This is a genomic window from Streptomyces sp. NBC_00510 (assembly GCA_036013505.1).
In the GTDB taxonomy this organism is placed as follows: Bacteria; Actinomycetota; Actinomycetes; order Streptomycetales; family Streptomycetaceae; genus Actinacidiphila.
This window is the reverse complement of the sequence record CP107851.1, coordinates 9,581,766-9,597,613: the sequence shown is the minus strand read 5'-3', so window position 1 is coordinate 9,597,613 and position 15,848 is coordinate 9,581,766. Positions and strand designations below refer to the sequence as shown.

Annotated in this window: 8 protein-coding genes; 2 read left to right on the top strand and 6 right to left on the bottom strand. The window is 71.2% G+C overall.

The annotated features are described in order from the left end of the window. The first annotated feature begins 243 nt into the window (after positions 1-243). Positions 244-3,999 (top strand): S8 family serine peptidase, encoded by a 3,756-nt coding sequence (locus OG937_43810; protein WUD78160.1) that lies wholly within the window; start codon positions 244-246, stop codon positions 3,997-3,999. Positions 4,000-4,143: 144 nt separating this feature from the next. Here OG937_43810 and OG937_43805 read toward each other — a convergent pair whose 3' ends face one another. From OG937_43805 to OG937_43780, 6 genes are all read right to left on the bottom strand, one after another. Next, positions 4,144-5,847 (bottom strand): ABC transporter family substrate-binding protein, encoded by a 1,704-nt coding sequence (locus tag OG937_43805; GenBank protein WUD78159.1) that lies wholly within the window; start codon positions 5,845-5,847, stop codon positions 4,144-4,146. Positions 5,848-5,945: 98 nt separating this feature from the next. Further along, on the bottom strand, positions 5,946-8,060 hold the full coding sequence (locus tag OG937_43800) for an ABC transporter ATP-binding protein (GenBank protein ID WUD78158.1): 2,115 nt from the start codon (positions 8,058-8,060) through the stop codon (positions 5,946-5,948). After that, on the bottom strand, positions 8,057-9,076 hold the full coding sequence (locus OG937_43795) for an ABC transporter permease (protein ID WUD78157.1): 1,020 nt from the start codon (positions 9,074-9,076) through the stop codon (positions 8,057-8,059). The genes OG937_43800 and OG937_43795 overlap by 4 nt, the downstream gene beginning before the upstream one ends. 36 nt (positions 9,077-9,112) lie before the next feature. Then, the gene (locus OG937_43790) at positions 9,113-10,081 is read right to left on the bottom strand and encodes an ABC transporter permease (protein ID WUD78156.1); all 969 of its coding nucleotides are present in this window, start codon (positions 10,079-10,081) and stop codon (positions 9,113-9,115) included. A gap of 387 nt (positions 10,082-10,468) precedes the next feature. Beyond that, positions 10,469-13,747: a GH92 family glycosyl hydrolase gene (locus OG937_43785; GenBank protein ID WUD78155.1), complete on the bottom strand. Its 3,279-nt coding sequence runs from the start codon at positions 13,745-13,747 to the stop codon at positions 10,469-10,471. 768 nt (positions 13,748-14,515) lie between these two features. Beyond that, positions 14,516-15,247: a hypothetical protein gene (locus tag OG937_43780; GenBank protein WUD78154.1), complete on the bottom strand. Its 732-nt coding sequence runs from the start codon at positions 15,245-15,247 to the stop codon at positions 14,516-14,518. A 79-nt stretch (positions 15,248-15,326) separates the two neighbouring features. Here OG937_43780 and OG937_43775 point away from each other — a divergent pair, with 79 nt between their 5' ends. Further along, positions 15,327-15,848 (top strand): GNAT family N-acetyltransferase, encoded by a 522-nt coding sequence (locus tag OG937_43775; GenBank protein WUD78153.1) that lies wholly within the window; start codon positions 15,327-15,329, stop codon positions 15,846-15,848.

Sequence of the window (15,848 nt, the reverse complement as noted above, 5' to 3'; positions counted from 1 at the left end):
CCTCTGACCTTTGTGCACGCGAGCGAACTGACGTCATGTCAGCAACGTGTGATGGATGTGCCGCGGTGCGGCGGCCGCTCACACCGTGCAGTGTGTCTCGCTTGCCGATCATTGCGCCGCTTTGCGCCGTGTCCACTTGGTGACATGGCACAGAAGTGCCAAAGGGCCGCCTTTACAGCGATGCGAACGGATGGCTGACTGCGTTCCACCCCACCCCATCGAGTCCATGAGGTTCCCTTGCGCATGCCTCCGTCCCGCAGACGCGGGCTGACAGCCGCCGTCGCAGCACTGGTGGTGCTGACGGCCACGGGTCCGGCCGCATCGGCCGACCCCTCGGCGACGTCCCCCTCCCCCGCCGCGACCGGTGCCGCTCCCGCTGCCGTGCGCACCGTCACGCTGATCACCGGCGACAAGGTCACCGTCACCGGGGACGGCCGGGCCCAGGCCGTCACCTCGGTCACCGACCCGCACGGCAGGACCGGCGGCGCCCACGTGATGTCGGTGGGCACCGACACCTACGTGTACCCCGACGCAGCGGTCCCCTACATCGCGTCAGGAGCCCTGGACGAGGGGCTCTTCAACGTCACCGCGCTGCTGAAGGACGGCTACGACGACGCGCGCAGCGACCGGCTGCCGCTCATCGTCACGTACACCGACGCCGCCGCCCGCTCCCGCAGCGCGAAGACCCCGGAGGGCGCGCGCAGGACCCTGACCCTCAGCAGCATCCAGGGCGCGGCGATCTCCGCCGAGCACGAGCGGGCCGCGGACTTCTGGTCCTCCCTGACCGGGGGTGCCGACGCGAAGGCCGCCGCGGCCGCGAATACGGCGGACGGCGGACGGCTCGCCGGCGGCATCGCCAAGGTGTGGCTGGACGGCAAGGTCAAGGCCACGCTGTCGGACACCACGGCGCAGATCGGTGCCCCGGAGGTCTGGGCCGGCGGGGACACCGGGCAGGGCGTGGACGTCGCCGTCCTGGACACCGGCATCGACGCCGCGCACCCGGACTTCGCCGGCCGCATAGCCGCGACGGAGAGCTTCGTGCCCGGCGCGGACGTCACCGACCGGCACGGCCACGGCACTCACGTCGCCTCCACCGTCGCCGGGACCGGCGCCGCCTCCGGTGGCACCGAGAAGGGCGTCGCCCCGGGCGCGTCCCTGCACATCGGCAAGGTCCTGGACGACTTCGGCAGCGGCCAGGACTCCTGGATCCTGGCCGGCATGGAATGGGCCGCCCGCGACCAGCACGCCAAGGTCGTCAGCATGAGCCTGGGCGGCGACGCCACCGACGGCACCGACCCGCTGAGCGAGGCCGTGAACCGGCTCAGCGAGGAGACCGGGGCGCTGTTCGTCATCGCGGCGGGCAACTCCGGCCCTGCGCCCTACACCGTGAGCGCCCCCGGTGCCGCCGACGCCGCGCTGACGGTCGGCGCGGTCAACGGCCCCGGCAAGGGCGTGGACCAGCTGGCGGAGTTCTCCAGCCGCGGCCCCCGCGTGGGCGACAACGCCGTCAAGCCCGACCTGACCGGCCCGGGGGTGAACGTGCTGGCCGCGCGCTCGCAGTACGCCCCTGAGGGCGAGGGCGCGTACCAGACGATGAGCGGCACCTCCATGGCGACGCCCCACGTGGCGGGCGCCGCGGCCCTGCTGGCCGCCAAGCACCCGGACTGGACGGGGCAGCAGCTCAAGGCCGCCCTGATCAGCACCACCGCGAGCACCCAGCGGTTCAGCCCCTTCGAGGCGGGCAGCGGGCGCGTGGACGTCGCCGCCGCCGTGAAGGCCACGCTGGTCGCCTCCGGCGACGCGTACGCGCAGACGCACTACCCGTACACGCCGGGTCAGACGGTCCGCAAGGACGTCACCTACACCAACTCCGGCGCCGCACCGGTCACCGTGGACCTGTCCCTGAGCCCGGGCCAGCTGCCCGAGGGCCTGTTCACGCTGACCGAACCGCGGCTGACCGTGCCCGCCCAGGGCACCGCCTCCGTCGGCGTGATCACCCACCTCGACGCGGCCGAGGACAACGGCGCCTACTCCACCCGCCTCGTCGCCACCGGCGCCGACGGCACGGCACTGGCCCGCACGACGGTCGGGGTGAACAAGGAGGGCCGGCGGGTCAACCTGACTTTCACCGCCAAGGACCGGCACGGCAAGGCCCTGCCCGGCACCCTCATCCTGAAGGACGTGGAGCGCAACACCGCCCCCAAGGCGTTCGCCGTCGACGCCTCGGGCCGCATCGACCTGCGCCTGTCCCCGAGCACCTACTCCGCGTGGCTGAACGCGGACGTGCCCGGCATCGACGGTACGCACACGCTGGGCTTCGCGATGTTCTCCGCCCCGCAGATCGACCTCGACGCCGACCGCACCGTGCGGTTCGACGCCGCGAGCCTGCGCAAGGCGGCCGCCGTCACACCGCAGCCGACCGCCAACGAGTTCATGCGCGTGGACCAGTACCGCACCAACGGCGACCTGTTCCCGTTCCTGGACAGCTACATGCCCGAGTACTGGCGCTACGACAGCCTCTGGGTGACCCCGACGCCGAAGGTCACGAAGGGCTCGTACCACTTCGCGACCCGCTGGCGGCAGATCCAGCCGCCGCTGACCTTCTCCTCCGGCTCGCAGACCTACGACGACGTCACCCTCCAGAGCATGTCCCCCAAGCTGCGGGAGGGCACGGGCACCTACCGCGCGGTCTGGGCCGGTGACGGCTCCGCCGCGGACTTCCGCAAGCTCAAGGTGCGCGGCCAGGTGGCGGTCGTCCGCCGCAGCGACACGGTGTCCGCCCCGGACCAGGCCGCCGCGGCGGCGAAGGCCGGCGCACGGCAGCTGCTGATCCTGAACGACGGCTACGGCAAGTTCGACCCCTGGGCCGACCTGCCCGACGCCGCCCCTCTGCCGGTGGCCTCACTCGGCACCGACGACAGCGCACGACTGCTGAGCCGGCTCCGCAAGCCCGGCACGGCGACGCTGAAGGTGGTCTCGCACCCGTACCCGCGCTACGCGTACGACCTGATCCGCCACCACGACGGAGCGGTCCCGAAGGACCCGTCCTACCGTCCCCGTCCCGGCGACCTGGCCCGCATCGACGAGTCGTTCCGCAACAGCACGCAGGCCGAGGCCGTGGCGTACCGCGAGGACGTGTCGCTCATCTTCAACCGGCCCACGCTCATCCAGGCGACGCGGGTCGCGGCCCAGGGCACCCTCACCTCGTGGGTCTCGGCGGGCGACGACGCCCGCTGGATCTCCTCCGCCGCGATGCGCGACCTCGGCCAGCGGGGCGTGACGCGCACCTACAAGGCGCGCAGCACGAACAACGAGACCTGGTTCTCGGCGATCCAGCACCCGCGGGTGCTCAACGACGGCATCAGCTGGACGGCCCCCTACCGGGTGGGCGACATCATCAGCACGTCCGTGCTGCCGGCCTGGGGCGACTCGGGCGGTCACGCGGGCGTCGCCTGGGTGGACGGCAACACCTCGAAGATCTCGCTGTACCAGGGCGACCAGCTCCTCGGCGAGGACTACAACGAGCGGATCGTGACCGCCGAGGGGCTGTCACCGGACCCGCAGCCCTACCGGATCGTGGTGGAGGGCGAGCGGAACGTGCCGGACCGTCCGTACTCGACCCGCACCCGCACCGAGTGGGGATTCACCTCGAGCACGACGGACTACTCGGCCATCACGCCCCTGCCGCTGGTGCAGCTCGACTACGCGGTGGCCACCGACCTGTCCGGCAAGGCCCAGCGGCGCACCGGGCTGACGGTCACCGCCTCGCACCTGAAGGGCGCGGCGGGCGCGGGGGCGATCCGCACCGTGACCCTCGAGGTGTCGTACGACGACGGCGCCACCTGGCGCAAGGCGACGCTGCGGCAGTCGGGCGGCGGCTGGAAGGCGCAGCTCGACGCGCCGTCCCGGGCCCGCTTCGCGAGCCTGCGGACGACGGCGCGGGACGCGAAGGGGAACAGCGTCGGCCAGACCCTGATCCGCGCCTTCGGCGTCAAGTAGCCGACGGCGGTACGGACGAAGGGCCCTTGTCCCCGGTGCACCGGGGACAAGGGCCCTTCGTGGGGTGTCGGCTCGGGTCGGGGCCGACGCGACGCGGGAGGCGTTGAGGAGGGGGTCGTCCTCCCGCGCCGCGGTCCAGTGGGGTTACTCGGTGAAGCCGATCCGGGTCCAGTCGGTGTCCTGGAAACCGAAGGCGCCGTAGTTGGCCACGTCGGACTTGGTCGCGACGATCTGCGGGCGCTGGTAGAGCGGCAGGTTCGCGGCCAGCTTCCACAGCCCGGCGTCGGCCGCGTCGAGGTCGGCGAGGTAGGCGGAGTGGCCGACCTCGGTGCCCGCCTTGTGCATGTCGGCGTCGATCCCGGCGGTGCCGATGCGCGAGTAGTTCTGGCCGACGTTGCCGTGCTTGGGGGAGACGAATGACGCCGCGCCGTTGGTCAGCGGGAAGAACGGCACGGAGCCGATGCCGCTGAACAGCGTAAGGTCGAACTTCCCGGCGCTGACGTCGTTGAAGAAGTCGTCGCTCGGCTTGACCTTGGTGTCGAGCTTGATGCCCACGTTCTTGAGCATCGCCGTGAACAGCTGTGCCTCGTTGGCGGCGATGGGCGTGCCCGACGGGATGGTCAGCGTCAGCTCCAGCGGCTTGCCGTCCTTCTCACGGACGTCGCCGTGCGGTTTCCAGCCCGCCGCGTCCAGTTGCCGCCCCGCCGCGGTGGGGTCGTAGCGGCCGAGGGAGCCGGCGTTGTCCTTGTAGGCGACGTCGTTGTTGACGAGGAAGTGGTTGTCCAGGGGCTGGGCCGGGAAGGGCAGGCCGTTGAGGTCGGCCTTCCCGATGGCCTGGCGGTCCAGTGCCATGAACAGGGCCCGGCGGACACGGACGTCCTTCAGCAGCGGGCTCGCGCCGTTGACCACCATCTGCCGCAGGTTGGGGGCGCCCGCCACGCGGATGGAGGTGTGCGGCACCTTCTGCGCCTGCTTGTAGGCGGCCACGTCGGGCCCGATGTCCTCGACGTCGATCTCGCCCGAGGCGAAGGCCCCGGGTGTCGACGCAGCGTCCAGGGTACGGAAGTTGATGCCGTCGAGCACCGGCTTCGGGCCCCACCAGTGGGGGTCGCGGACCTCGGAGACGACCTTGGTCGTCGGGTCCATCCTGCTGACCTTGAACGGGCCCGCGGTGACCGGGATCCGGTTCTTGTACCCGGCGTCGAACTTCTGCGGGGTGTCGATCTGCGATGCCGGGTACAGCGGCGAGAACAGCGTCTGCCATTCGGAGAACGGTGTGGCGTAGGTGACGACGACGTGCCGCGCGTCGCTTCCCTCGGCGACCGAGGAGATCTGCTCGTAGCCGGAGGTGCTGACGGGGGTGTACTTGGGGTTCTTCCCGTTCTGCGCCTGCCAGTCCGCGCGGAAGTCCTTCCAGGTGATGGGTGTGCCGTCGGACCACCGGGCCCTGGGGTTGACCGCGTACGTGGTGACCTGCCTACCGTGCTTGACGGCGGTGCTCACCTTGCTGAGGTAGTTCGGGTTGGGGGTCCGCTTGTTGTCGGGGGTGCTGTGGAAGAGCGACGGCAGCAGGGGGGCCATCGTCGTGGTCACGGCGACGGTGTTCTGCGAGGCCGCGTTGAGGCTGTTCCACTGGGTGGAGTACTCGTCGACGGGGAAGTTGAGGGTGCCGCCCTGCCGGAGTGCCGCGGTGTCGACGGGGTTGATCTGGTTGAGGGTCGCCTTCGGCGGGGCCTTGGGCGCCGACGAGCTCGCGCCGCCATTGCCGCTTCCGCACGCGGTGGCGCCGGCGAGGAGACCCGCGGACACCACGACTGCCGTGGCCAGCTTTACGGACTTTCGGTTCAACTGGGCTCTCCTTGTGGGTTCCGTGGGTCGGGTGTCCGCCGGGCAGGACGGCCGGGGGTGCGTCACAGGCCGGGGGTGCGTCACAGGCCGGGGTCGCTTCACAGGACCTCCAGGGCGGCCGCGTGGTGGCAGGCGGCGGTGTGGTCCTCGCCCAGGGACCCGGCGGCGGGGTCCTCGGTGTCGCACCGCCGGGCCTCGGCGGGCCCGAGCTGCAGGTACTTGGGGCAGCGGGTGCGGAACCGGCATCCCGAGGGGGTGTCCGCGGGGCTGGGCAGGTCGCCCTGGAGGATGATCCGCCGGCGCTGCCGCTCCTTGCGGGGGTCGGGCAGCGGCACGGCCGACAGCAGTGCCTGGGTGTAGGGGTGGGCCGGACGGGCGAAGACGTCCTCGACGTCGCCGGCCTCGACGATGCGGCCGAGGTACATGACGGCGACACGGTCGGCGATGTGCCGGATGACCGACAGGTCGTGCGCGATGAACAGGTAGCTCAGGCCGAGTTCGGCCTGCAGCTCGTCGAGGAGGTTGATCACCCCGGCCTGGACCGAGACGTCCAGCGCGGAGACCGGCTCGTCCAGTACGACCAGCTTGGGGTCCAGGGCCAGCGCCCGGGCGATGCCGATCCGCTGTCGCTGTCCGCCGGAGAACTCGGCGGGGTAGCGCTCGGCGTGCTCGGGCAGCAGTCCGACGAGGCGGAGCAGTTCGGGGACCCGCCCGGCGATGCGTTCCCGGTCCCAGCCGTGGGTGCGCAGCGGCTCGGCCAGGATGTCGCCGATCGGCATGCGGGAGTCCAGTGACGCCATCGGGTCCTGGAACACCACCTGGAGGTCCCGGCGCAGCTCCCGCCGCGCCTTCCCGTCCAGTTGCCCGACGTCCCTGCCGAGGACGGCCACGGTGCCGCCGCGTTGCCCGGCGAGGTCGAGGATCTGCAGCATGGTGGTGGTCTTGCCGCAGCCCGACTCGCCGACCAGCGCGAGGGTCTCGCCCTGGCGGATGTCGAAGTCCACGCCGTCGACGGCGCGCACCGTGCCCACCCGGTGCTTGAAGACCGCACCCTTGAGGAGCGGGAAGTGCTTGGTGAGGTGGGTGACCCGCAGCACCTCGGGCCGTTCGGCGCGCGGGGGTCCGCCGGGCCGCCGCGGTGAGGCGGGGGTGGGGAACATGCCCGGGGACGGGATCCCGCCGGGCGTGTCGATCTCGGGTGCGCGGTGGCACGCCGTGGCGTGACCGGCTCCGGTCGCCACGGTCCGCAGACCGGGTTCCTCGGTACGGCAGCGGTCCACGGCCACCGGGCAGCGCGCCGCGAAGGGACAGCCTGCCGGCAGGTCCACCATCGACGGCGGCGTGCCCTCGATGGGGGTGAGGGCCGTCCGGTCCCCGATGTCGAGCCGCGGCACCGAACCGAGCAGGCCGATGGTGTAGGGCATGCGGGGGGTGGCGAACAGTTCGTCGGCGGTCCCGGTCTCCACCGGCTTGCCGGCGTACATGACGACCACCCGGTCGGCCATGCCGGCCACCACGCCGAGGTCGTGGGTGATCAGGAGGATCGCGGCTCCGGTGACCTCCTGGGCCTTGCCCAGGACCTCCAGCACCTGCGCCTGGATGGTGACGTCGAGCGCCGTGGTGGGCTCGTCGGCGATGATCACCTCGGGGTCGTTGGCGATGGCCATGGCGATCATCGCCCGCTGGCGCATGCCGCCGGAGAACTCGTGCGGGAAGGCGTCGACGCGCCGCCTCGGGTCGGGGATGCCCACCAGGTCCAGCAGTTCCAGGGCCCGTTCGCGGGCCTGGGCGGCGGTGAGGTCCTGGTGGATCCGCAGGGCTTCCACCAGTTGGGTGCCGATGGAGAAGACGGGGGTGAGCGCCGAGAGCGGGTCCTGGAAGACCATGCCGATGTCACGGCCGCGGATGGCGGACATCCGGCGGTCCGGCAGTCCGAGCAGCTCGCGGCCCTTGAGGCGTACGGAGCCGGTGACCTCCGCGTCGTCCGGGAGCAGGCCGAGCACGGCGGTGGCCATGACGGACTTGCCGGAGCCGGACTCGCCGACGACGGCGAGGGTCTCCCCGGCGCGGAGCGTGAAGTCCACCCCGCGGACCGCCTGCACCCGTCCGGCCTCGCCGGGGAAGGACACCCGCAGGTCGCGCACGGTCAGGACCGGGTCGCCGGAGGCCGGCCGCGGGGTGGGGACGCCGGGGGCGGCGATGGGGACGGTCACGACGTGACTCCTTCCTCGGTGGGTGCGGCGGTGATGACCGCGGCTGAGGGCTTGCGGCGCGGGACCTGCCGGGCCTTCGCGTGCCGGTAGGTGGGCGCGCCCGGCCGGGCACGCCCCCGGGACTTCGCTCCCCGTGCCGTCGGGTCGAAGGCGTCCCGCAGCCCGTCACCGATGAACGCGACGGAGAGGCCGATCAGGACGAGGAAGGCGGCGGGGAAGAAGAACAGCCACGGGGAGGTGTTGGCGTCCGGCGTTCCGGCGGCGATGAGGGTGCCGAGCGACACGTCGGGCGCCTGGATGCCGAACCCGAAGTAGGACAGCGAGGTCTCGCCGAGCACGATCGCGCCCACCTGGACGGTCGCGTCGATGATGAGGATCGAGGCCGCGTTGGGGAGGATGTGCCGGAAGATGATGACCAGCGGGTGGACGCCCATGTAGCGCGCGGCGAGGACGTACTCCCGTTCCCGCAGGGTCCGGGTCATGCTCCGCACCACCCGACCGGTGATCATCCAGCCGAACGCCGCGAGCAGGACCACGAAGAACAGCCAGGTCCCGTGCTGGAACGCCGGTGACAGGACCGCGAGCAGCAGGAACGCGGGGATCACCAGCATCAGGTCGAGGAACCACATCAGGACGCGGTCGGTCCAGCCGCCGAAGTAGCCGGCCGAGGCACCCACCACCGCGGCGATCAGCGTCGTGAGCGGCCCTCCGACGAGTCCGACGACCAGTGACTTCTGCAGGCCCCTCAAGGTGAGCGCGAACAGGTCCTGGCCCGAGTGGGTCGTGCCGAACCAGTGCGCGGCCCCGGGCCCGGTGTCCAGGCTGGCGAAGTCGTTGTCGTGGTACGTCCAGTGCAGGAACGGCGGTACGGCGTACGCCAGGAGCACCAGGGCGATCACCAGGGCGATGCCCACCAGGGCCAGCCGGTTGCGGGCGAAGCGGGCGAGGACGAGCGCGCCGCGGCTCCTGGTCCGGTGTGGCGCCGCCGTCCCGGCGGCAGTTGCGGGGGTGGTCATGAGGGAATCTCCTCGAGTCGGTCGACGTGGGCCGTCTCAGGTGCGGACCCGAGGGTCGAGCGCCGCGTAGACGAGGTCGGAGAGCAGTCCCGCGATCAGGACGATGCCGGCGGTGAAGATCGCCACGGCGGCGACCGCGTTGACGTCGTTGCTGGTGATGGAGTCGACCAGCCACTCCCCCATGCCGTGCCATCCGTAGATCTCCTCGGTGAAGGTGGCCCCGGTGAACAGCAGCACGACGTTGTAGACCACCAGCGGCATCACGGGGATGACCGCGGTGCGCAGTCCATGCCGCAGGACCGCCTGACGCCGCCGGAGCCCCTTGGCGCGGGCCGTCCGCAGGAAGTCGCTGCCCAGGACGTCGAGCATCGTGCTGCGCTGGTAGCGGCTGAAGAACGGGATCTGGGCGAGCAGCAGCGTCAGGGTCGGCAGCACGAGGTGTTCGAGGTTGTTGAGGACGACCGGGAGGGTGCCGTGCACCTTCGGGTCGTACATCCCGATGTACTGCACCAGCGGCCCGTCGCCCGCGGTGTCCAGGGTCCGCAGTCCGACCGCGATCACCACGACCGGGGTGGCCAGCAGGACGTAGGAGACGATCGTCGACACCCGGTCGGAGGGCCGGTACTGCCGCAGTGCGTTCCAGGCGCCGACCGCGACGCCGCCGACGGCCCCCAGGACGGTCGCGACGAAGAGGAGCTCGGTGCTGACCAGGACGCGGCGGCCCAGCTCGGTGTTGACCGATGCGCCGGCGTAGGTCCTGCCGAAATTGCCGTGCAGCACGATCCCGGTCAGCCAGCGCCAATACCGGAGGTACACGGGCGTGTGCGGGTCGAGGTTGTAGGCGTGCAGGATCGCGTAGATCGAGTGCAGGGGCGGCCGGGGATTCTTCGACAGGTAGTTGATGTCGGGGTGGAGGGTGAAGGAGGCGAGAAAGTACGTCGCGCTGGCCGCGATGAACACCAGGATTGCGTAGTTGCCGAGGCGGCGCAGTAGGTAACGGCCCAATGTGCTTTCTCCTTCGCGTGGCACGCCCTGTGACCAGGGCCGCACCGGCTCCTACGGGGGCGTGACCCGGGTTCGGCAGCGCTACCCGGATGTCGCCGTATCGGAGCGGGGAAACAATGGAGCGTCGCGGTGGGACGGCTCGGGAAATATCCTCCTGCCGCCCGTGTCCATATGAGGCAATACGCGCACAAAGAATTGGCAATACGCATTGCGGGACGGAATTCCGGGAAAAGGGTTCCAGGCCGGGCCGAATTCCCTCTATGAGGTGCGCCACCTTATGTGATGTTGATATGGCGCCGATGCGGCGGCGCCGTTCCGGGCAGCACGAAGGGCGGGCGCGGAGTCGGCTCCGCGCCCGCCCCTGGGGTCTTCCGGGGTCTTCCCGCGTCAGTCCACCGCGAGGGTGAAGACGTGGAGGTCCGTGTTCTCCGGGAGCTTCACGCTCGTGATGGTCTTGCCGTCCGGTGCCGGGAAGGGCTTGGTGGCGAAGACGTACGTGGCCACCGGGTCCTTGTCCGCGCCCGCGACGTTGCGGTAGGCGGTCTTGGCGACGACCTCGTTGCCGAACTTGACGCTGCCTCCGCCGCCTCCCACGGTCCAGTCGGTGAAGGACAGGTCGACGGTACCGGTGCTGCCGTCGGTGTAGGTGACCGTCGCCGTCGTCTGCTGGTCGCCGTTGACGGCGCTGCCGACGAACGACAACCGCGAGGCGGGCGTGGCCAGTTCGATGGTCTGGCCGGTCGCCGAGGCGTTGTCGGGGCGGCCGGCGGGGGAATCCGGCCAGGTGAACGCGAGGCCTCCGGTGACCGTGCCCTGCGTCCCGCCGGTGAGGCCGGCCGCGGCGAGCGCCTGACGGGAGTAGCTCCAGCCGCCGCCGTCGTAGTCCGCCTCGTCGTGGTCACCGGCGTCGTCCGAGACGCCCGTGCTGTTGTACGCCGCGATGAGGGAACCGGGGGCGGCCACCGTCAGGGACACCGGCTGCTCGTACGAGGTGTCCCCGTAGCTCACGGCCACCTTGGCGTCGTAGAAGCCCTGCTTGACGTCGCCGGCGGTGGACAGGGTGATCTCCTGGGAGCCGTCCGTGAACTCCCCCTCCGCGGGCGACGCCGTGACGCCGTCGGGCACCTCGACGCGGAAGCGCACCTTCGGTGCGGCGCCGCCGCGCAGAGACAGGGCGCGGATGCCGACCTCGGTGCCGCCGCCCGGGGCGATCGTCGCCGTGGTCGGGCCGACGCCGACCTGGTGCGGCTGCTCACCCTCCCGGAACGAGGGCGGCGCGTCGGCCGCGTCCGCTCCCCAGGTGCGGTCCGCGGTACGCGACAGCGTGTAGTCGAGCCTGCCACCGTCCTCGACGAAGGAGGCGGGCAGCCACGGCCGGTCACTGGCGCGGCCGTTGACCTTCAGTGACCGGACGTACGGCGCGTCGGCCGCCGCGCCCGCCGCGCGGATGGAGATGTCGTTGCCGGCCGGGCGGTCGATCTCGATCCGCGGGAACAGCGGGGAGCCCAGGACGAGTTCGGCGCGGGAGGGCACCTGCGGGTACATGCCGAGTGCCGAGAAGACGTACCAGGACGACATCGCGCCGAGGTCGTCGTTGCCGGGGATGCCGCCCGGCTGCGTGGACCACAGGGCGCTCATCGCGGCCCGCACGGTCTCCTGCGTCTTGTAGGGTGCGCCGGCGTAGGCGTAGAGGTACGGCACGTTGATCGACGGCTCGTTGTCCATTTCCGACTTCTCGCCGCCGCTGCCGGTGAAGGCCCACTTGCCGTCCGCCGTGTGGAAGAACGCGTCCAGCCGGTCGAGGGCCTCGCCGCGGCCGCCCATCGCGGCGAACAGCCCGGCCGGGTCGTGCTGCACCATCCAGGTGTACTGGGCGGCCGTGCCCTCGACGAAGCCGTTTCCGGTGGCCGGCGTGAACCCGGTGACCCAGCTGCCGTCGGCCGCGCGGTTGGCGATGTAGCCGCCGCTCGGGTCGGCGGCGAGGTTGAAGTTGTTCTGCCACCACTGGGAGCGCCGGGCGAAGTCGGCGGCAGTGTGCTTCCGGCCCGCGGCCGAGGCGAGCTGCGAGAGGGCGAAGTCGGCGCCCGACATCTCCAGCGTCTCGGCGGCGCCGCCCCAGGCGTTGGAGACGGACGGCATGTAGTGCAGCTTCAGGTACTTGTCCAGGGACGGGCGCTGGCCCACGGAGAGGATCGGCTTGCCCACCGGCGACAGGTCGCGCTCCGTCGGCACGGTCGCGGCCTTCACCAGGGAGTCCAGTGCGCCGCGCAGGTCGAAGTCCGTGCCGCCGAAGGCCCGGATCCCGGCGAGGGCGGCCGGTGACGGGTCGCCGTTCATGACGTGCGTGCCGGAGGCGCCGTGCAGCCAGCGGTCCCAGACGCCGCCGTTCTGCTCGGCGAGCTCGTACAGGGACTGGGCGATGTCCGAACCGGTGCGCGGGCTCAGCAGGGTGAGCAGCTGCACCTGCGAGCGGTAGACGTCCCAGCCGGAGAAGGTGCCGTACTGCGCCTGGTGGCCGCGGGCCACCGTGTGGACCTCGCCGTCGCTGCCGCGGTATCTGCGGTCGGTGTCGCTGATGACGTTGGGGTGGATCAGCGCGTGGTAGAGGGCGGTGTAGAAGGTGCTGCGCTCGGCGTCCGTGCCACCGCCCACCTTGATCGCGCCCAGCCGGTCGCGCCACGCGCGACCGGCCGCGTCCCGTACCGAGTCGAAGGAGCGGTGCCGCGGGTTCTCGGCGGCGAGGTTGGCCTCGGCGCCTGCCTGGCTCACGTACGAGATGCCGACCTTGACGTTCACCGGTCCGCTGCCGGGCGCGAACTCCACCCAGCCGCCGGCGCCCTTGCCCGCGACCGGCGTCCCGCCGTGGGAGAAGCCTCCCGTGCCGCCCGAGGCGGTGGTGGAGCCGGGGGTCACCTTGTCGTCCTGCCAGGTGCCGGTCGCCTTGAAGGAGCGGTCGAAGCGGGCGGTGAAGTAGAGGGTGTAGTAGGAGCGCTGGCCCTCCGGGTCGAGGTAGCCGCAGAAGTTCCCGGAGGTGACCGAGCCGGAGACGGTACGGGCCTGTGGGTCGATGGTCACGGTGGAGTCCGTGGACCCGACCTCGGAGTTGGCGGTGCGGATCAGCATCGAGGCGGGCTTGTCCGCGGGGAAGGTGAAGCGGCCGGAGCCGGTGCGCGCGGTGGCCGACAGGTCCGCCGTCACGCCGGAGGACAGGCCGACCTTGTAGCGGCCCGGCTCGGCGGCCTCGTCGGCGTGCTTGAAGTCCGCGGCGTACACCGCGTCCTTGGTGTCCGCGGCGGGCGAGGTGGTGACCTCCCCGGCGTACGGGAGGAACGGGATGTCGCCGCTGCCGCCCGCGCAGCCGGTGCCCGACATGTGGGTGAGGCTGAAGCCCCGGATGCGGGTCGCGTCGTAGTGGTAACCACCGGGCGCCGTGGTGCGGGTGGCGTCGCCGCGGGTGGTCTCGGGGCTCCAGGACAGCATGCCGAGGGGGACGACGGCGCCGGGGAAGACGTTGCCGCCGTTCTTGGTGCCGATCAGGGGGTCGACGTAGGCGGTGGGGTCCTGCACGAGATCGGGTGGCGGCGCGGCGGGCGCCGCGAGGGCGGGAGTGGCACCGCCGACCGCCAGGACGGCGGCCAGCAGAACGGACGTCGTACGCAAACGCATGACGCGGCCCTTCTTCTCTCGGACGGGTCGCGCTCCACGGGTCACACAAGCCGCGGGGACAGTAGCGTGCCCCACCGGTGCGCCGGAAGACCGCCTCGGGTGCACGTCAACTCCCTTGACATCGTTGCCTTCTCAGCCGGTATAGTCATGCCCAGCTCAAATGACAACGTTGTCGCGCACCACGGTTCCACAAGCCCCCCACGCCCGCAGCGCCCTCCCCCGCATCCCTGACGCCGCATGGCACAGACGGACTCGCCATCCCCCGCTCTCCAGCCACCGCCGCTCGCCCGACGGACCGCCCGGGCGGCTGATCAAACCCGCAGCCGGAGCCCCACCGTCCCCCGAGTCTTCGTTCGGCTCGGCGCCGGTCGCCAGAGGCGTGACGGAGCCCGGGAGCATATCCAGCTGCCCGGGCTCCTGTGGTGCCACCCAATTGCGCACGCCGGCGGCGTTTAAGAGTCGCGGATCATTCTGAGATCGACGTGTTCTACCTTTGAACTACCGCGCCATGGAAGAGGCGCAGAGGGGAGTTGAACCCCCATCCATCGATGATCGTCCGCGCTCGGTCGATCCGGCGTTCGGCGGCGAATGCTGAGACTGGAGCGAGAGTCTGAGATTGACGGGGCTGCCTCTACCGGTTGGGCCACCCCGGCGCGTTGTGCCGGGGGAGGGATTCGAACCCCCACTGATACCCCTGATCAGCTTCAACATCAGTTTCAGCTTGCGCTCTCGGCGCACCCCCCGCTCTCACGAGGGGCGTTGATGGGGCTACCCGAACAGGTAGCCGAAGACCGCCTCCCCCACGCGCTGGTCGGTGACGTCCGCGCCGTTGGCCTCCTCGCGGGCGAACTTGACGGCCTGCTGCAGCTTCTCGACCCTGGCGAGCAGTTCGTTCACGCGCCGCGCCGGCAGCGCGCCGGAGAACTTCACGGTCGTCCAGTACCCCACGGGCACGTCCTCGTAGTACACCTCGACCTGGGCCGGGTGCTTCTCCGTGGCCTCGGCCTTCACGTGGTTGCGCGGGACCTTCTTCGTGCGGATCGTCCGCACCGGGTCGGTCTTCCAGCAGTCCGTCGACGGGTCGGGGTTCCACGACTCGGACGCGTCCAGGACCGGCAGCTTGCGCACGAACGTGTGCAGGTCGGTGAGCTGCTTCTCCAGGAAGAGCAGGTACGGGACGGGGACCTGCGCGAGCAGCGCCCTCCCGTCCACCACCACGTCGGCGGCCGCGGTCCGGTTGGCCCAGTCCTTCGTCGCCGTCACGTCGAAGAGCCGCGTCAGGGTGTCCCCGACCGCGTGCAGGACGTCCTCCGCCTTCACCTGGACCCGGGTGGACTCCGGGGGCAGTTGCTCGCCCTCCTCGTCCTTCGGCTGGTACGTCCGCGAGATCCCGGCGAGCAACGCGGGCTTCTGGACGTCGTGATGGGCCTGGGTCAGTTCCTGGAGTGACTTGGACTTGACGCCCTTTTCCACGGCGATGATCTGATTGAGCTTCGGCACGTCAGCGAAATTAGCAGCGTCCGCCCGTACACACACCCGATTTTCGGGCCCCACGGCGACGCATCGGTATCGTCGCCGTATGCCCGAACTGATCGCGCCGACCACCCGTCTGCATTCCGCCTGGCTCGAGGCGCGGGACGAATGGGGTCCCGGCCCGCACGAGGACGGCTTCGGGCTGGAGCCGTCCGACGAGGTCGACTCGCCGGACGGGTTCGCGGCTTGGGTGACGATGCTGGCCGGGCAGTCGGGGCCGGAGGCGGTGCAGGCGGGCCGCGGCTGCTGGTACCGGTGGATCGTCGAGGGCGACCGGGTGCACGGGGGCATCGCCCTGCGGCGGGGGCCCGACGACTACGTGCTGCGGTTCGGCCACATCGGCTACGGCATCCGGCCCTCCTCGCGCCGCCGCGGGCTGGCCACCTGGGCCCTCGGCCGGATGCTCCACGAGGCGCGCGGGCTCGGACCGGACCGGGTGCTGATCGTCTGCGAGGCGGCGAACACCGCCTCCGCCAGGACGATCGAGCGCAACGGCGGCGTGCTCGAGGGTGTCGAGGAGGCCGGGCCGGGTGACGCCGTACGACGCTACCTGGTCACGATCGCCTGA

Coding starts and splice junctions, on each gene's coding strand:
- OG937_43775 (WUD78153.1), top strand. CDS start 15,327: ATGCCCGAACTGATCGCGCCGACCACCCGTCTGCATTCCGCCTGGCTC.
- OG937_43810 (WUD78160.1), top strand. CDS start 244: ATGCCTCCGTCCCGCAGACGCGGGCTGACAGCCGCCGTCGCAGCACTG.
- OG937_43795 (WUD78157.1), bottom strand. CDS start 9,076: ATGACCACCCCCGCAACTGCCGCCGGGACGGCGGCGCCACACCGGACC.
- OG937_43785 (WUD78155.1), bottom strand. CDS start 13,747: ATGCGTTTGCGTACGACGTCCGTTCTGCTGGCCGCCGTCCTGGCGGTC.